This is a genomic window from Saccharothrix obliqua (assembly GCF_019375475.1).
In the GTDB taxonomy this organism is placed as follows: domain Bacteria; phylum Actinomycetota; class Actinomycetes; order Mycobacteriales; family Pseudonocardiaceae; genus Actinosynnema; species Actinosynnema obliqua.
Window position 1 is genome coordinate 25,947 of sequence record NZ_JAHXGQ010000022.1, and the last position, 15,852, is coordinate 41,798.

Annotated in this window: 17 protein-coding genes; 7 read left to right on the forward strand and 10 right to left on the reverse strand. The window is 71.3% G+C overall.

Annotation, left to right across the window (positions count from 1 at the left end; genetic code table 11):
- Nucleotides 1-188: 188 nt before the first annotated feature.
- Nucleotides 189-911: a hypothetical protein gene (locus tag KZQ38_RS35245; protein WP_219448373.1), complete on the reverse strand. Its 723-nt coding sequence runs from the start codon at nucleotides 909-911 to the stop codon at nucleotides 189-191.
- Nucleotides 912-1,165: 254 nt separating this feature from the next.
- Between KZQ38_RS35245 and KZQ38_RS35250 the strand changes: the two genes are divergently transcribed.
- From KZQ38_RS35250 to KZQ38_RS35260, 3 genes are all read left to right on the forward strand, one after another.
- Complete coding sequence (locus KZQ38_RS35250) at nucleotides 1,166-2,095, forward strand: tyrosine-type recombinase/integrase (RefSeq protein ID WP_219448374.1); 930 nt, start codon at nucleotides 1,166-1,168, stop codon at nucleotides 2,093-2,095.
- A 427-nt stretch (nucleotides 2,096-2,522) separates the two neighbouring features.
- On the forward strand, nucleotides 2,523-2,684 hold the full coding sequence (locus tag KZQ38_RS35255) for a hypothetical protein (protein ID WP_219448375.1): 162 nt from the start codon (nucleotides 2,523-2,525) through the stop codon (nucleotides 2,682-2,684).
- A 207-nt stretch (nucleotides 2,685-2,891) separates the two neighbouring features.
- Nucleotides 2,892-3,650, forward strand: a complete 759-nt coding sequence (locus KZQ38_RS35260; RefSeq protein ID WP_219448376.1) for a hypothetical protein — start codon at nucleotides 2,892-2,894, stop codon at nucleotides 3,648-3,650.
- 452 nt (nucleotides 3,651-4,102) lie between these two features.
- Here KZQ38_RS35260 and KZQ38_RS35265 read toward each other — a convergent pair whose 3' ends face one another.
- Nucleotides 4,103-4,717: an ATP-binding protein gene (locus KZQ38_RS35265; RefSeq protein WP_219448377.1), complete on the reverse strand. Its 615-nt coding sequence runs from the start codon at nucleotides 4,715-4,717 to the stop codon at nucleotides 4,103-4,105.
- 308 nt (nucleotides 4,718-5,025) lie between these two features.
- On the opposite strand from KZQ38_RS35265, the gene KZQ38_RS35270 reads away from it, so the two are divergent.
- The 3 genes from KZQ38_RS35270 (at nucleotide 5,026) to KZQ38_RS35280 (ending at nucleotide 6,759) form a co-directional block, all read left to right on the forward strand.
- Entirely contained in the window at nucleotides 5,026-5,346 is a 321-nt protein-coding gene (locus KZQ38_RS35270) for a hypothetical protein (RefSeq protein ID WP_219448378.1), read from the forward strand.
- 85 nt (nucleotides 5,347-5,431) lie between these two features.
- Nucleotides 5,432-6,337: a ParA family protein gene (locus tag KZQ38_RS35275; protein WP_219448379.1), complete on the forward strand. Its 906-nt coding sequence runs from the start codon at nucleotides 5,432-5,434 to the stop codon at nucleotides 6,335-6,337.
- On the forward strand, nucleotides 6,334-6,759 hold the full coding sequence (locus tag KZQ38_RS35280) for a hypothetical protein (RefSeq protein ID WP_219448380.1): 426 nt from the start codon (nucleotides 6,334-6,336) through the stop codon (nucleotides 6,757-6,759). Before KZQ38_RS35275 ends, KZQ38_RS35280 begins: the two co-directional genes overlap by 4 nt.
- A gap of 221 nt (nucleotides 6,760-6,980) precedes the next feature.
- Here KZQ38_RS35280 and KZQ38_RS35285 read toward each other — a convergent pair whose 3' ends face one another.
- Nucleotides 6,981-7,451: a hypothetical protein gene (locus tag KZQ38_RS35285; protein WP_219448381.1), complete on the reverse strand. Its 471-nt coding sequence runs from the start codon at nucleotides 7,449-7,451 to the stop codon at nucleotides 6,981-6,983.
- Nucleotides 7,452-7,574: 123 nt separating this feature from the next.
- Entirely contained in the window at nucleotides 7,575-12,062 is a 4,488-nt protein-coding gene (gene mobF / locus KZQ38_RS35290; protein ID WP_219448382.1) for a MobF family relaxase, read from the reverse strand.
- Nucleotides 12,063-12,351: 289 nt separating this feature from the next.
- Here mobF and KZQ38_RS35295 point away from each other — a divergent pair, with 289 nt between their 5' ends.
- Nucleotides 12,352-12,996: a hypothetical protein gene (locus KZQ38_RS35295; protein ID WP_219448383.1), complete on the forward strand. Its 645-nt coding sequence runs from the start codon at nucleotides 12,352-12,354 to the stop codon at nucleotides 12,994-12,996.
- A 70-nt stretch (nucleotides 12,997-13,066) separates the two neighbouring features.
- Here KZQ38_RS35295 and KZQ38_RS35300 read toward each other — a convergent pair whose 3' ends face one another.
- From KZQ38_RS35300 to KZQ38_RS35325, 6 genes are all read right to left on the reverse strand, one after another.
- A complete protein-coding gene (locus KZQ38_RS35300) occupies nucleotides 13,067-13,489 on the reverse strand; it encodes a DUF6292 family protein (RefSeq protein WP_219448384.1) in 423 nt (140 codons plus the stop codon).
- Nucleotides 13,490-13,545: 56 nt separating this feature from the next.
- Nucleotides 13,546-13,881, reverse strand: a complete 336-nt coding sequence (locus KZQ38_RS35305; RefSeq protein ID WP_219448385.1) for a hypothetical protein — start codon at nucleotides 13,879-13,881, stop codon at nucleotides 13,546-13,548.
- A gap of 359 nt (nucleotides 13,882-14,240) precedes the next feature.
- The gene (locus KZQ38_RS35310) at nucleotides 14,241-14,531 is read right to left on the reverse strand and encodes a hypothetical protein (protein ID WP_219448386.1); all 291 of its coding nucleotides are present in this window, start codon (nucleotides 14,529-14,531) and stop codon (nucleotides 14,241-14,243) included.
- A gap of 122 nt (nucleotides 14,532-14,653) precedes the next feature.
- On the reverse strand, nucleotides 14,654-15,088 hold the full coding sequence (locus KZQ38_RS35315) for an RRQRL motif-containing zinc-binding protein (protein ID WP_219448387.1): 435 nt from the start codon (nucleotides 15,086-15,088) through the stop codon (nucleotides 14,654-14,656).
- Complete coding sequence (locus tag KZQ38_RS35320; protein ID WP_219448388.1) at nucleotides 15,054-15,389, reverse strand: hypothetical protein; 336 nt, start codon at nucleotides 15,387-15,389, stop codon at nucleotides 15,054-15,056. Before KZQ38_RS35320 ends, KZQ38_RS35315 begins: the two co-directional genes overlap by 35 nt.
- Before the next feature lie 103 nt (nucleotides 15,390-15,492).
- The gene (locus KZQ38_RS35325) at nucleotides 15,493-15,765 is read right to left on the reverse strand and encodes a lyase family protein (protein ID WP_219448389.1); all 273 of its coding nucleotides are present in this window, start codon (nucleotides 15,763-15,765) and stop codon (nucleotides 15,493-15,495) included.
- Nucleotides 15,766-15,852 lie beyond the last annotated feature (87 nt).

The window sequence follows — 15,852 nt, forward strand, 5'->3', positions numbered from 1 at the left end:
ATCTGGTCCGCCGACAGGCCCCTTGGCGGCCATCCCGGGTGCCGAACCTGGCGGCGGCCTCGGAGAGGTCGTGCTGCTCCTCGTCGGACATGGCGACTTCTTTCTGGTCTGGACTGTTTGGCCTGATCAGCACATGCGAGACATGCGAGTGTTCGCAGGGCTCGCGGGCTTCGCGTACGTAGGGCCCGTCAGTCGGCGTGGCCCAGGCGTTGCTTGGTGGCGGCGTAGATGGCCTCGCGCGTGACCTCGGCCCGCGGCTTGGCCTTCTCGCCAGTGCGGGTGCGGTCGTAGTCGGCCAGCAGGGCATGGACCCAGTCGTGGGCCAGGTGGTGCTCGAACTCCTCCGGCGGCGGCGGGTGGGAGACGACGCTCCTCGCCAGCTCGGGCGTGTCGACCAGCACCCACCAGTCCCAGCTCCGCCGGCGGTACTCGTCGATGACTTCGCGCAGGCGGCGGACGGCCTCGCGCTGCTGCTCGGCGAGTTGGTCGACGCGCGGCTCCTCCTGCTCCAGCAGCCGCTCCAGGGCCGGTTGCCAGATCGACTGGTTGGTCGAGAGCCACCGCAGCGGCCGGGCCTGCTCGACCAGGTCCGGCCAGCGCTTGCCGATGGCCCACCGGGACACGCCCAGCTCCTCGCCGACCTGGGCCAGCGACTGCCCTCCGCCCAGAGCGAACAGGATCGCTCGCCGCTGTTCGACCGTCAGCAGGTCGTCGACCAGCATCGTGATCCATCGGACGTGCTGGACCATCCGCATGGGGCCGACGTTGCCCAGGGGCGTGGTCTTGGCGTCCACCCAGGCACGCAGGGCCTGGGCGACCGCCGCCCGGTGCGGCTCGTCGTCCTCGTCGGGGACGGCGGTCACCGGGTTGTCTGCCGGTTCGATCGGGTAGGGAATCAGACTGGAGGCCATGTCACCATGCTTTCAGTTGGAGAATCGGAGTCACCATAGCCCGATACGGTGACGCGTTCTCTCGCAACGTTCGCACAACTCGCAGCGCTCGCACCCCTGCGATCCCTATCGCAGAGAAACTTGTATTCTGCGCGATAGGGCGATTCCGGAGTTTCGACACCCGTCCGGCGACCAGGGCGGCCCTCTGCGCAGGCCCGGCGGGTGGCCGCAGCGATTCGACTGTTTCTGTGCGATAGAGGACGGAGGGGTCCGGCGTGGGCACCGTGCACGAGCTTCCGGTCCGGACGACGGCGACGGTCAAAGAGGCGGTGGCCGAGTTCCTGGACACGCGCACCGGGTCGACGGCGGCCACGTACCGGGTCACGCTGCGGGTGTTGCTGGGTGACCGCGCTGGGCGGCCCTTCGCCGAGCTGGACACCGCCGCAGGCGCGGCCGCGGTGCGCGCCCGGTTCGAGGAGCGGTGGAAGGGCGCGGCGGCCAGCACGTGGAACAAGCACGTGTCGGCGCTGCGCTCGGCTGTGGCGCACTGGCGCGACGCCGAGTTGCTCGTGGTCGACCTCGCCGAGGGCCTGGCACTGCGCAAGCCGCCCCGGCCCGCCGACCGGGCGCGCGGGCGCGAGGACATCTCCGGCCTGCTGCACGACACCTCGATCCCGCTGCGGGACCGGACGCTGTGGTCGCTGCTCTACGACAGCGCGGCCCGGTCCTCGGAGGTCCTGGCGCTCAACATCGAGGACTTGGACCTGCGCAACCGACGCTCGAAGGTGCGCCGCAAGGGCGACCAGCCCGACGACGCCCCCGACGTGATCGCCTGGCACACCCGGACCGCCCGGCTGCTGGGCCGGCTGATCGCCGGGCGAACCCAGGGGCCGGTGTTCCTCACCGACCGGGCGGCCAAGGGCGCCGCCCGCGGGATGGTCGACCTCCGGGACCTGGACGAGGCCACCGGCCGAGGCCGGTTGAGCTACCGCCGCGCCGAGGAGCTGTTCAAGGCCGCGTCAGGCGGCTGGACGCTGCACGACCTGCGCCATTCAGCCCTGACTCACGGTGCCGAGGACGGCATGAACGCCCCCATGCTGATGACCAAGTCGGGCCACCGCGACATCCGCACGCTCGCCCGTTACGCCCGGCCCACCATCGCCGCAGTTCAGAGGTGGGAAGAGCAACAGCGTCGCGAACGCTAGCAGCGTTCGCATCTCTCGCAGTCCTGCGAACGCATCGGTCTTGTCGGACCCGCTGTTCCCGGCTGTTGGACCGACGGCGATAGTTACTCTTCGGAATCAAGTGGATACGGAGGGATTTCACGATGGGACTGTTCCGGCGACGGGAGCTCACGCCCGTGGAGATCGAGGAACGCGATGCCCAGGCCCGCACCAGGATGGCTGAGCAGAAGGCCCGAGCGCAGCGTGAACAGGATCAGCAACGGCGGCTGGAGACCGCGGCCGGGATCGGCGCGGTCGCCCTCGTCGCACACAGCGACACGTGGGCCGTGCTGAAGAGCGTCGGCTCTCGGTACGTCACCTGGCCACGCGCTGGGGCACCGATGACCAAGAAGCCGGATGGCATGGTGGAGGTTTGCCTGTCAGGTCAGCACGTCATGACGCTGCTGCTGTGCACTCAGCACCTGATCGAGGGAAGGTCGACCGGGCGCTCGGACGTCGGGTCTACGACGAACTGGCCAGGACGGTGGACGCCGTGGACACGGTCAGCGGGCCGGGCAAGCCGGTTCCGCCGATCGTGCTGGACGCTCGGCTCGCTGACACCGCCTCCTGACCGACTGGCATAGAGACAGATACGCCCTGATCAAAGCCCTGCTTCCTCGCAGCGTTCGTAGAACTGCGAGCCCTGCGAACGGATCGCACAAGAACGGCCCGGTCCCGCGCGGGTGACCACCAGGTAGGCGAAGGCGACCGACGACATCCCCAACGCCGACGGTGGCCACCCGGGACACAGTCCCCGGACATACGGCAGAGTGCCTCCATGAGGAAAGCGTGGGTGGGGATCTCGGCCGCTGCGGCGTGCGCGGCAATGGCGATCATTCTGTTGTCCGTAGGAAACCTGGAGACGCTCTCCTGGATAGCCGGTGCCGGCTCCTTCATCATCGCGGTTCCGTCCCTCGTCATAGCCTTGACCACCCAATCCCGTACCACCGGTGGTTCGACGACGCGGCCGAACTGGGAGACAGGGACGGGTGATTCAGGACGAATACACCGCCCCGACACCGGTACGGACACGGCGGCAGGGAACTCGGGATCGGTGCTCGTGGAGCTGACCACACCACGCATTAGAGCCGAGAACCGGCTGTCCGAGGCGGGTCAAGGTGCGACCGTCTGCTTCCTCGCGATCGCCGCACCGGCCACCGTGTTCCAAATTTGGGATAGCGATACTTTGAAGTCCCCGACAACTATGTGGCTTTTAGCGGCTATGACCGCGCTAGGGGCCGTTATGGGGTGGTTCAACGGCACGGACGGTAAGGATCTTCTCATCATCAACAAGGAGGGCCTGACCATCGTCGACAAGCGCCGCATACGCATCAGCGACTTTTCGTTCATGATTCCCTGGCCACTGATGGAACGTGTTCGACTCGTATCCTCGACCAATGGTGCCTTCCACGTCCTGATCGTGAAGTTCAGGCGCACGAAGTCCGAAAGTTCAGGCGCACGAAGTCCGACCCCGAAGCGTCGCAGATCAGCGCCTTGGAGCAGCGGGGAGAACCCAGTCCGGACGGCCGCATCATAGCCCGACTGCACTTGACCTCAGGCGGCACGGAACGTACGGAATTGTTGTTCCGGGCGCGCACGGCGCTGGCCGCTTTCGGAGGAAATTACTACGCCGAGTAGTTCCAGGCGGCGGACCGCTTGCTCCGCCTCTCCCCACACTGGTCGGCAGGCCGTGCTGCTTCCGGTCACGTCGATCCCCGGTCGGATCAACCTCGGGAGTGGATCGGCGACGCCGAGGCCGTGCTGCGCGGGCTGCGCCGCGAGCACCAGCCCAAGCCCGACGGCGAGCGGGTGCGCGACCGCGCGGCGAACCGACAGGTGGTCCCCGGGCCCAACAGAACGACCTGAGGCGTCCCCGTCGCAGACCGCACTCGCGTGAACATACCCAGGACCCGACGTGACATCGGTTCGTCCCCTCTGCGTTCCGCAGACCGACGCAGACGCCCGCGACTCCGACGAAACCGGATCGACTCATGGGCGTCCGGTTTCCTCGGTGACGAGCACCGCGGCGTAGCCCTCGGTGTGCAGCCGGGGCAGAGCCGCGCTGATCTGCGCGTGATGAATCAGCACGTGGTCGTCCGGTATCCAGCGGGCCCGGCTCCGCTGTCGGGCGATCGCGACGGCGGGACTGACGCGCAGCACCAGGGCGAGGACGGGCACGCCCAGGGCCGCAGCGACCAGCGAGCGGCGGCGACGTTCCTGTCGGTGGGTGCCGTCGACCACTGTGGACAGCCCTGCGGCACACCGCTCCCGCAGCCGTGCGTGCGCCAGTGCGACCGCACGGTCGGTAATATCCGGGGCACGGCCTGCGCGGGCCGGGTCGGTACCGTCGAGTAGGTGCTGGCAGGCGTCGTAGGAGACGACTGTCAGGTCCGGGCGACCGTGGGTGAGCTTGGTGACCAAGGTCGTTTTGCCGCTTCCGGAGATGCCGACGAGCATGATCACCACCGGAGGAACCCGCGCAATCGCAGCGAATGCAAGCCCTGATCCGTCGTTCCAGGTTGACGCCGGGATCCGACCGCCGCACATGGTCCTGACCTCCAAGCCGGCGACGCAACTTCGGAGCACATCCTCGAACGGCAGCACGGTGATAAACCATTTATCACAGGACGCGGGCGCTGGCCGCAGGTCGCCATGTACGCCCGACTGAACATCGCCACAGTTCAGGAGTGGGCGAAAACTAGCAGCTCTGCGGACGCTAGCAGTGTTCGCAGTGCTCGCATCTCTGCGAACACTGTCGCAGGCCGGGGGCGACCAGGCCCAGTCTGCTTTCAGGCTGCTCTGAAGGGATAGGACAGTTCGACAAAGCAGTCGATCGCAGGCTGTAGACGTCGCAGCGTTCGCAGGCTTCGCAGGGGTGCGAATCGTCGGATGTGCGTGTCACGATGAGCGCCATGACCGCTGCCGTGGACCCGTTGACCGGTCTGCTGTCCGCCGTGGCCATGCAGGCGGCGGCGCGATTCCGCGACCACAACCTCTCAATCCGCCGATCGCGTGTGGTGCACGCGGTGGCGATGTCGCGCTGGATGGCGGGGGTGGAGCTGCCAGCTCCGGCCTGTCACGTCGGCGTGGCGGGGTGGGCCATTGAGGACTTGCGGCCGACGAAGGCAGCGGTGACCTGCCTGCGGTGCCTGCGGGCGGCACCAGGGGGACGGTCCACGGCCGCGGTGAAGCCGCTGGGTAATCAGCTCGCGCTGCCCATCGAGGTCGCCTAGCAGCGTTCGCAGCTCTCGCGTGGGTGCGACGACTCGCACTGTTCGCACACTTGTACCAGTGGGTATGGGCGCTATGGTTTCGCGCATGGCATCTAACCGACGCTGCCGGCGGTATGCCGCAGCGAACAACAAGGGCGGCGTCGGCAAGTCCACGCTGATCTGCCGCCTGGCCGAGGAACTGGCCGCCCGCGGGCACCGTGTGCTCGTCGGGGACGGCGATCCCCAGGGCAACGTGTCGCGGATGCTCGGGCACAACGAGGAGGCGCTGCTCCAGCGGCCGACCATCAACGAGGTCGTGCTGGCGGCGCGGCCCGGCTGCGCGGCCGACGCGATCCTGCCGTGTGCCTGGGACCAGCTCGACGACATGCCCAATGAGGTCTACGAACTGGCTCAGCGGATCGACCTGCTGCCCGCGCGCTTCGACTACGAGCTGCGCCTGGGCGAGGCCGCCGGTCACGAGCCGGGCAGCGCGATGGCACGCCACGCCCGCCAGCGCCTGGCCGTCGCGCTCAGCGGGGGCGTGCTCGACGAGTACGACTTCTTCCTGATGGACCTGCCGCCGTCGATCGGGCCGCTGACCCACATGGGCCTGGACGCCATCTCCGACGTCGAGGACGAGGAGGAGGCCGGGGGCGTGATCATCCCGCTGTACCCGGACTACGACCCGATCAGCGGCGCGGTGAGGATGCGCGACCTGGTCACGGCGGGCGCCCGCGACTGGGAGCGGCCGTTCCTGCGCACGGCCGGGGTGGTGATCAACCGGTTCGACCCGCACCGGAAGAAGAGCCAGGAGCGCGACTACCTGCCCTTCGCCAAGGACACCTTCGCCGGGCAGCTCATCGGCCCGGTGTTCCACGAACGGGCGCCGATCGCCGAGGTCGGCAGCTTGGGCTACCCGTTGCGGTCGCAGCCCAACTGGCGGATCAGGGACAACGTCAAGGAGTTCGGCCAGGTGGTCGAGGTGATGGAGAAGGGACGAGTCGCAGCATGAGCAGGCGTACGGGCAACCGGCCGGCACCCCGGATGCCGGCGGCCACCAGTGCTCTGGCTCCGCAGGTCGGGTCGCTGACCGGGGGAGCGGCGGCAACTCCGGCTCCGTCCCCCGAGCAGGAGAAGCCCGTCGAGAAGCCGGCTCCGGAGCCCGCGGCCGCGCCGGTCTCCGAGCCTGCGGCGGCACCGGTGGCGGAGAAGCCGGCGAAGCCGAAGTCCAGTCGTCGCGCCAATGGCACGACCCGTTCCTGGTACCTGCCGCACGACGTCGCCGAGGACCTGTCGGAGACGTGCGACGAGATCTACCACGACCTGCGCGGCCGCCAGGACAAGTCCGAGATCCTGGGTGCCCTGATCCGCGTGGGCCTGAACAACGTCGATCGCGTCCGCAAGAAGTTCGGGTTGCCGCCGTCGTCGAACTGACCTCTCATGGGTCGCAAGGCTCGCAGCGTTCGCAGAGGTACGAACACTGCGAGCCTTCGCAGTTTCCGAAGCGCTGATCAGGGCTTAGAGGGACTGGCGTGCGTACTCACCCACCGGTGCGGACCGACTCGGCGGATATACTGCCGACGGCCAGTCGGCAGAATCTTCCGATAGGTCTGCGGCCGCCTCGACTTCCCTCTCACGCCTCGCCCGCCGCTTTATTACGTGCGGTCGCTCTGCTCGTCGGCGCGCTGGTCGCGCAGCTCGGCGGCCAACAGCCGCAAGGCCGCCGTTCCCACGCCCCACAGCCCTTGGATCCCATGCGGGCCGACGTGGGCGTCGATGATCTCGTCGGCTGTTCCGGCCTCGCCGTTGAGGTGCCGGACGACGGCCTGGGCGGCGACCGACTCGTCCGGGGACAGCTCCTTGCCGGTGGGCCGGTCCAGCGCCCACATCCCGGACTCCCCGCCCCATCCGTCGCGGGTGACCTCCTCGGCCACCAGACGCGGGGCGAGCTTGGCCAGCCGCTTCATCCGTTCCTCGCCGTCCGGGGTGGGCGTGCGGCCGATCCACTCCCATAACAGGTCGTCGGCCGCCTTCGAGTCGGTCACGGCGACCGCGGCGATGCGTCGCAGCAGTTCGCTGATCACGGTGTCGTCCAACGGGAGCATCATGGCGAGCCTCTCCTTCACCGGGTGGGCGGTATCAGAAACGTAGTAACAAAAACGGGCGTTTTTGATTCGAGGTGGGAGCGTAGCAGGGCTACCAAGCCTGCGAGTGTTCGCAGAGCTGTAGCGGCTTGATCAGGGCGAACGTTACCGGCCCAGCCCCATGCCGCGATGGAGCGTCTGGTCCGGGCCGGGGTCGTAGTAGGGATCGTGCCTGGGCGTGGTGGAGCGGGTCCGGGTGGCGCGTTGTTCGGCGGCGCGCTGCTGGGCGAGGCGTTCCCGGAGCGCGGCGGCGGTGGCCTGGAGCCGCAGGGAGTTCTCGGCGCTGCGCTGTGCGGGTGGCATGGCTTCGCGGACGCGCTGCTCGGTGACCAGGTCGTCGCGGCGGATGTCGAGGTCCGCGGCTGCGGCTCGGTTGGTGGTGATCCGCCGGCGCAGCCCGTCGACGTCGGCGCGGTCGTTCTGCTCGGCGCGGGCGCGGTCGGCGGCGTAGCCGGCCTCGGCGCGCTGGAGGGCGGCGCGGGCGAGGAACGGGTTGGGCCGCTCGTCGCCGAACTGGGGCAGCAGCTCGCGCAGCGCGCGGGCGTGCTCGGCGGCGCGGGCCTGGGCTTTGCGGGCTTGGGTGTGCAGGTCGGAGGCGTCGCGGAGGATCTGGTTGCGGCGGCCGGGCCGGTACCAGGGCACCCGCTCGGCCTCGGTCTCGGTGCGGCGGGCCTGGCGGGCGAGGTGTTCGGCTTCGCCGCGGGCGGTGGCGCGGGCCTTGGCGGCGTCGTCGGCGCGGGTATGCAGGTCGAGCCGGCGACGAAGTTCGGCGATCCGCTCGTCGAGGGCGACCACGCGGGGGCCGCGTCCGGCGGCGACGTCGGGTTCGAGTTCGGCGAGCTGGGCTTGCGCACGTTCGGCGGTGGACAGGTGTTCGGCGCGGTCGGCGGCGGCTTGGGCCAGCGCCTCGACGAGTTGCGTGTCGGTCAGTCCGCCGAGTGGGCGGGCCCACCATGCCTCGCCGAACTCCTCCTCGCGGGCGGCGGCGCGGGCCTGGGCCTTCTCGCGGGCGTCTTGGGCTTCCTGGCGCAGGATCTGGGCACGTTCGGGACCGAGGCGTTCGAGGAACGCGGCGCGTTCGGCCAGCACCTCGTCGCGGGCGTCGACGTCGGGTGCGAGCGCGATCCGCAGGTTGAGGTCGCGCCAGCCTCGGCGCTGCTCGTCGTCCAGTGCGGGCGGCGTCTCGGCAGCTGCGGGGACACGCTCGGCTGGCTGCTCGGCGGCGGGTTCGCCCTGATCAGCGTCCTGCTCGCGCCGCCAGCGGGTCGTCCGCTCGGCCACGACGGCGGGGGAGGGGTCCAGGTTCTGCCGGTGTTCGTCGGCCTGCTCCGGGCCGGGGTCGACGGCCGGGACGTGGCTGGCGACGGGGGCGGCGGCGGGCTGGTCGGGCAGTTGGTCCAGCGGCGGGGTCTGGCCCAGGTCGACCATGACGGGGCGGTCGTTGGCGGTCTCGGCGGTGGCTGTGGCGCGCTCGGCCAGCGCGGCCAGGACACGGTCGGTGAGTTCGGCGTGGTCGCGGGGCGGGCCGTAGAGGGCGTCTTCGCGTGGGCCCTCGAGGTCCTGGCGGGCGGCGAACAGCAGCGCCTGGCCGCGGTCGCGCGAGAGGCCGACGTAGAGGCCGGGGGCGCCCTGACCAGGTCCGTAGGTGAGCACGGTGCCCAGGTTCCGGGTGCTGTCGGGGCGGTCCCAGGACGCGGAGACGGTCAGGCCCTCGGCCTTGTGGGCGGTCAGGGCGTAGCCGAGGTCGAGGCCGCCGTCGGCGATGTAGGCGGGGGTGAGCACGGCGCTGCTGGGCTCGCCGCCCAGCGACGCGCCCGGCGGGTACCAGGCGACCTCGACGCCTTCGGGGCGTTCGCCGCTGCCGTCGTGCAGGGTGGTGACCACGCCGCGGTAGCCGTTGAGGACGCCGTCGCCGTCGACCTGCTCACCGGTGCGGTCGTTACGCCTGATCAGGACCTGGTCGCCGACGTGGAAGGTGGCCCTGCGGTCGTCGCCGACGTCGTAGGTGACACCGGGGCCGGCGAGTTCGCCTTCGGCCAGGCGCACGGCCTGGGCGGTGGTGTTGAGCCGGGACACCTGCTCGTTGGTGGCGGCGAGCATGAGCACGCCGCGGGCTTCGGTGTGCGGGTCCGGGGCACCGGCGCGGGCGGCCATCCACCGGCTGACCATCGCCGCCACGGCCTCGTCGGCGGTCTCGGTGGCCACCACGCCGCCGAGGCGTTCCCAGGTGCGCAGGGCGTCGAGGTGGTCGCCGTTGCGGAACGCGGCCAGCGCGCGGCGTTCGTCCTCCTGCTGCTGGCGGCGGTTCTCGGTCAGCCGCGGCCCGGTGAGCGTGGCGTGCAGGTAGCCGAACATCGAGCCGACGCCGACGCCCCGGAGCTGGCGCGGGTCGCCGACCTCGACGACCTTGGTGCCGGTGCGCAGGGCTTCGGCGTAGAGGGCGGCGCGGTCGCGGTCGCTGGTCAGGTTGGCCTCGTCCAGCACCAGGACGTCGACGCCGTCCAGGCCGCTCCGGTGGCCGATGCGCCAGCGCCACTGGGCCACGGTGCGCGCCTGGATGCCGGACTCGGCGGCCAGGTTCTGCGCCGCGACGGCGGCCGTCGCGGCACCGGCGACGGTGTAGCCCTGGGCTTCCCAGGCCAGCCGGGCGGCTCGCATCAGCGTGGTCTTGCCGGTGCCGGGCGGGCCTTCGATCGCCTCGAACTGGCGGCCGTTGGTGATCACCTGGCGCAGCACCTGGTGCTGCTCGGCCGACAGCGGGAAGCCCTGGCCGGCCTCGGCGACCGAGGCGGCCACCGCCGCGGTGTCGGCGGCGACGACGGCCTTGTTCTGCTCCGGCCGCGACGCCTGGACGGCGGTGATGATGTCGCGTTCGAGGGCGGGGACGTCGGCGGTGGTGAACGCCTGGCCGCTGCGCATCCGCTCGGCACCGGCGAGCTTCTGGCCCTGCAGCGCGGTCGGTCCGTCGATGGCCAGGAACGCCGGGTGGGCCAACACCACGGCGGTGAGCTGTTCGACCTCGCTGATCGCGGCGCCATGGGGCAGGGCCTCGGCGACGGCGACCAGGGCCTCCAGGTGGTCGAACCGGCGCTGGTGCGCGGTGAGACCGGTCTCGGGGTGGGTGAGCGCGTCGACCAGCTCGTCGACGTCGATGCCGAGCCGGGCCTTCGCCGAGGCGTTGACGTCCGGGGCGACGCGGGTGTGCCCGGCGTTGTAGGCGGCCAGCACGCGCGGCATCCACTCGTCCGGGTCGAGGTCGGCGGCCACCGCTTCGGCCCGCCAGTGCTCGCGCAGCGTCGTGTCGGAGGCGGCGGTGACCTCGGTCTTGGACGAGCGGGAGGCTCGGGTGCGCCACCGGGCTTCGGCGGCGGAGACGCCGGTGTTGCCGTCGTAGCCGAGCTTCTTCAACGCGGCCATGACTTGGTCGTGGCGCTTGGAGAACTGGCTGATCACCGCGTCGGGGACGTGGGCCAGCGCCCACTGTCCGGTGCGTTCGGAGCGGGTGAACTCCACGCCGTAGGCGGCGTGGAGTTCGTGCCGGATCTGGGCCTGGGTGACCGCGTCGATGGCGTGGGTGTGGCGCATGAGGTCGCGTCCGCCGGCGGCGATGCCGCGCCACTTGCCGTCCGGGCCTTGGGCCAGGTTGGCCACGGTGATGTGCACGTGCCAGTGCGGGTCGCCCACCTCGGCGTCGCCGACGGGCCGGGCGGCGCGGTGGGTCATGACCCAGCCGGCCATGCCCGAGGAGGGCGCGAACCGCGCCTGCTGACCGCGTCCCTCGGTGCCGATCCGAACGTAGCCGGTGCGTCCCTCCAGCCACCGGTACGTGGTGTCGGTGGCGGTGGCGTAGGCGTCTTCGACCCGGTCGACCAGGGCGTCGGGGGCGAACGCGAGGAAGACGCTGGCCCATTTCGGCACGCCGATGCCGACGTCGAAGGCGTGGATGCGGACGCTGTCGCGGCGCTCGACCCGCTGGGTCACCGGGTGCCCGGCGCGGGTGAACGTGGGGTTGCCGTCGTCGTCCAGGACGGGCCGCTGCTCGTAGAGCGCGTCACGCGCGGCGGCCAGTTTCTCCGGCGCCCAGACCTGCTCCGGATCGAGTCCGGCGGTTCGCGCCAGGCGCTCGGCGTCGGTCACCTTGAGCGCGGCGCGGGCCGGGCGGCGGGCGACTTCGCGGGCCGCGGTGGCGTAGGCGGCGCGGGCCTTCTTGCCCTCGAACAGCTCCTCCGGGGCCACGCCCAGCCGCTGCGCTTCGGCGGTCACGGCGTCCACCAGGGCGCTGCTGGAGACCTTCGCCGCAGGCGGCACGGCGACCTTGCCGACGACGAGTTGCTCGCCGGTTCCGGGGTGGAACCCGCGCACCAGAGCACGCGCCATGTCGTACTGATCAGGGGTGAGTTCCGCGCCGGCGACGACGCCCTGGTCCACGAGACCGAACGCGGTCAGGCCCTGGCCGACCCAGCGCAGCGGGCGTTCGCGCGCGTCGGCGTGGTAGGCGAACTGCGTGTCCGACACGCAGCCCGCCTGCACCAGACCGAGCCTGTAGTCGATCTGGGCGTCGGTGCCGCTGTAGAGCGGCGTCACGTACGCCACCGGTCCCCCTGGACCTCCTGCGCGGCCTCCCCCCGGAGGTCCGGTGAACGCCCCTGCGTTCACCGGAACAGGCTATGTCGCCGCAAACGGCGGATGCATCCGCAAACGCCCGCAGGCCCCGCCCACATCTCCCCGGAGGGGGAGATGCCTGACAGGTAGGTCAGTCATTGAGAATGATCTCGATGAAGGTGCGCGTGTCACGCTGATCAGGGCGTATGCGCCTACGGGCAGCAGCGTACTGGTTGCTTCGGGTGTCGTTGCTCGGGAGGTCTGCGTCAGGCTCGCTGGCGTGACTGACGCAGACGTCGAGCCCCGTGTCCTGTTGATCGACTTGGAGAACAGCGTCGGCGCGGTGCGGCCGCGACGGCGCGTTCCGCTCGCCCGCGTCGAGGCGCTGCTGGCCGCGGCCGGGCCGGTGCACCACGCGGTCGCCGGGTACGGCGGGGCGGACCTGGCCGACGATCCGACGGCCTCGACGCTGGCCGAATTGGGCGTGGCCGCGCTGCGGGTGGCACCGGCGCCGGACGCGGCGGAGGAGGTGCTGCTCGCGCACGCCCGCCGTGTGCACGCCTCGCTCGGGTGCCGGGCCTTCGTGCTGGCTTCGGCCGACCGACGCTTCGCCGAGCTGGCCGAGCTGGGCCGGCTGGAACTCGTGGCATGGGAGGGCCAGCCGGTCGCCGCGCGACTCGAGCAGGCGGCACACCGGGTGTGCCGGGTTCCCCGGCCGACCGGCGGTGCCGCCGTGGCGGGCGAGGCGGTCGAGGAGGGCGGCGCGGGCCTGCCCGACACGAGCGTGGGAAACGGACCGGCCGTGCCGCCGGTGGGTCGGATCGTGCGCGGCGGCGACGCCCGGCTGGTGTTGACGGCGGTGCTGGCCGGAGTAGGCGTCGGCCTCGGACAGCGCCTGGCCGAGATGCTGCTGCGGCGGCGGTGAACGCGACGCGGCCCCGGCGGGAAGCTGCCGGGGCCGCGGGACGGGAACGTGCTGATCAGGACGCGGCCAGTCACCCGTAGGCGCGCAACTGCCGCTCGAACCGGTCGTCGCCGTCGGCGTCGCGGAAGACCGCCGAAGGCGAGGACCACGGGTCCTCCTCGGCCGAGCCGGTGAGCACCCGCCGGCACCAGGCGGCGACGGCGACCGGGGTGGGCAGCACCTCGAACAGGCTGTCGCGGACCTGGTCGAGCTGCTCGCCGTAGAAGCCGACCGCGCGCTGCCAGCCGCGCTCCTCGTGCCAGAGCAGGAAGGTGACCTGCTCGTCGGTCTCGGCCAGCTCGGCCTCGCCGAGGCCGACCACGATCCAGCCGTTGCGCGGGTCGTCGGCGTTGACCACGACGTCGGCCACGGCGATGTTCTCGGCCACGATCGCGTCGGCCACGGCCTGCATGTAGGGCTCGTGGGCGGTGTAGAAGTCGTCGTCCTCGCTCATCGAGCGGTGGTCCTCTCCGGGGTCGTGTCGGACGTGGGGGAGCGGGTCGTGCCTGATCACAGCGTCTTGCCGTCCAGCCCGAGGGCGGCCTGGTGGGCGTCGTTGACCATCCAGCGTGCCGTGTCACGGGCCAGGCCGATCGACCGCGCGGCCCTCTCCGGGTGGGCACCGGGCAGCGGGTAGTGGACGAGGTGGTTGAGCACGTTCGCCGCGGCGGTGCCGAAGGCCTCGATGGCGGCGAGCAGGGTGGCCAGCTCGTCGTTGGTGAACGAGGTGGGCAGCAGGGTCGGGTCCGAGGCGATGGCGGCGGCCGCGGCTGCGGCGGCCAGCTCGACGACGACGCCGTGCGCCGTGGCTTCGGACGTGGTGGCGGGTTCGGGTGTGGTGTCCATCGTCAGCTCCTGCCCTGGTTACGGCCGCGCCGTCGGCGGACGGCTGCTAAAACGGCCGTTTTTGTCTCTGAGGGGCGGGCCGCGTCCGCCGGGGAGGGGCGGGCGCGGCGGCGGTGGCCCGGTCAGCGGCGCAGGACGCCGACGGACTCGGCCAGGGCCTCGATGTCGCTGTCGTCGCCGGTGTTGTTGGCGGGCAGTGCGGTGGAGAGCATGGCGGTGGTAGACATGGGCTTGCGCTCCTTCGGGAGTTCGCCGGCCAGCGGGTTCTTTGCCGGAGCCGCTGGCCGGCTTTGTGTACGGGTCGGTCCTGGCGGACCCCGACGTCCCGGAGCACCCCTGTTCCGGGACGAGGGGGAGCGTCAGCCCCGGTGGTAGGCGGTGACCGCGTTGAGGGCCGCGCCGAGCAGCTCGTTGTGAGCCTTGGGTTCGGTGACCGGCCAGGCCATGCCGCGCGACCTGGCCAGCGAGCGGGCGGCGTGTTCGAGACGGTCGGGGTCGAGGGCGACGGGGCCGTTGAGCAGGAACTCGGCGGTGCGCAGGATCTGCGCGAACGGCGCGTCGGCGCCGAGGAGGGCTTGGGCGCGCGCGATGGCGTCCTGCCGGGCGTCGACGGCCTGGGCGGCCTCGGTCGCGTTGTGGGTGGTGTCCACCTGGTGCTTCCTTCCGGGTCGTGGTGCGGGCTGGTGCGCCCCGTGAGGGGCACCGGCGTGGGGGATGGCCGATGCCCGTCCGGCACGGTCAGTCGCGCGGGTGTCGTGCCTGATCAGCGCGGTCAGGCGGCGTGGTCGGGGGTGCCGAAGTCGCCGGTGGCCTCCATGCACGGCCAGCACTTCCAGGTGCTGGTGGGCAGGTAGCGGTCGAACTCGTGGCCGCAGCGGCGGCAGGTCCGGTGGGCCTTGTTCATGGCCGCGACGCTGGCGAGCAGGGCCGGTGTCCGGGTGCGGGACGGCACGGCCTGGTCGACGCGGAACAGCTCGGCGACCTGTTCGCCGCAGCCGCGCTTGCGGAAGACCAGCAGGGCCACGGGGTCCTGGCCGCGGCGACGGCGCAGTCGTTGCTCGGCGAGCTGGGAGCGGGTGACCAGCCCGGCCGGGGCGTCGCCCCAGCCGAACACGGGCAGGCCGTCGCGCAGTCCCCGGCACAGCACCCACCGGCCGTTCCACAGCTCGACCTCACGCCACTTCGCGCGCGGGGCTCGGCGTGGCATGGCCGTCGGCCTGGTCGGAGTCGGCGAGGGAGGCCCACAGCTCGAAGCGGACGCCGGTGTCGCGGACCAGCCGGGCGCTGGTCGACCAGATCCGGCGGTCGTTCTCGCGGGCGGCCAGGTCGGCGACCCGGTCGAGCTGGTCGGCGACGGCGGCCGCCAGCGACGCGACGGCCAGCCACTGGGCGGTGGTGAACGGCCGGGTGCGCCGCGACCGCAGGGCGCGGGTGAGTTTGGCGGCGTCGGCTTCGGCGACGGCCAGGTGGACGCGCTGGGCGTCGGACACGGCGAGCTGGTGGGACACTGCTGGCTCCGCTCCATCGTGAGGTGGGGTGGTGGAACCAGGCGGGGCGCGGGTCGTGCTGTGGAAGGTCGTCCACGCCCCGCCTGGGGATCATCGGCCCTGATCAGGCGGGCGAGAGGCGGTTGCAGAGCCAGGCCGCGGGGTTCTCGGAGCGGTCGGCCAGCCAGTCCAGGTCGTTGTCGGACAGCGAGTCGATCAGCTCGTTCCACGCCTCGGTGATCCCGGCCGCCTCGCCGCCGCCGGCCTCGTTGAGCCGGTACGCCAGCGCGCCGAACGCCTCGTCGTCGGCCACGGCCTCCGCGACGTCGGCGTCCACGCCGCTCCAGGTCTGGCGGACCAGATCGGTCACGTACTCGTGCAGTTGCTGCCTGCGCATTCGTTCACCCCTCGGTGTCCTCGCTTGCGGTGTCACCATGCTGACATGTGGTGAGTTTGAGTCACCATAGCCCTTTACGGTGAACCT

Bases quoted from the DNA above. Each gene is read 5' to 3' on its own strand.
- KZQ38_RS35315 (WP_219448387.1), bottom strand. From the start codon at position 15,088: ATGCCACGCCGAGCCCCGCGCGCGAAGTGGCGTGAGGTCGAGCTGTGG.
- KZQ38_RS35280 (WP_219448380.1), top strand. From the start codon at position 6,334: ATGAGCAGGCGTACGGGCAACCGGCCGGCACCCCGGATGCCGGCGGCC.
- KZQ38_RS35275 (WP_219448379.1), top strand. From the start codon at position 5,432: ATGGCATCTAACCGACGCTGCCGGCGGTATGCCGCAGCGAACAACAAG.
- KZQ38_RS35245 (WP_219448373.1), bottom strand. From the start codon at position 911: ATGGCCTCCAGTCTGATTCCCTACCCGATCGAACCGGCAGACAACCCG.
- KZQ38_RS35300 (WP_219448384.1), bottom strand. From the start codon at position 13,489: ATGAGCGAGGACGACGACTTCTACACCGCCCACGAGCCCTACATGCAG.
- KZQ38_RS35325 (WP_219448389.1), bottom strand. From the start codon at position 15,765: ATGCGCAGGCAGCAACTGCACGAGTACGTGACCGATCTGGTCCGCCAG.
- KZQ38_RS35260 (WP_219448376.1), top strand. From the start codon at position 2,892: ATGAGGAAAGCGTGGGTGGGGATCTCGGCCGCTGCGGCGTGCGCGGCA.
- KZQ38_RS35270 (WP_219448378.1), top strand. From the start codon at position 5,026: ATGACCGCTGCCGTGGACCCGTTGACCGGTCTGCTGTCCGCCGTGGCC.
- KZQ38_RS35305 (WP_219448385.1), bottom strand. From the start codon at position 13,881: ATGGACACCACACCCGAACCCGCCACCACGTCCGAAGCCACGGCGCAC.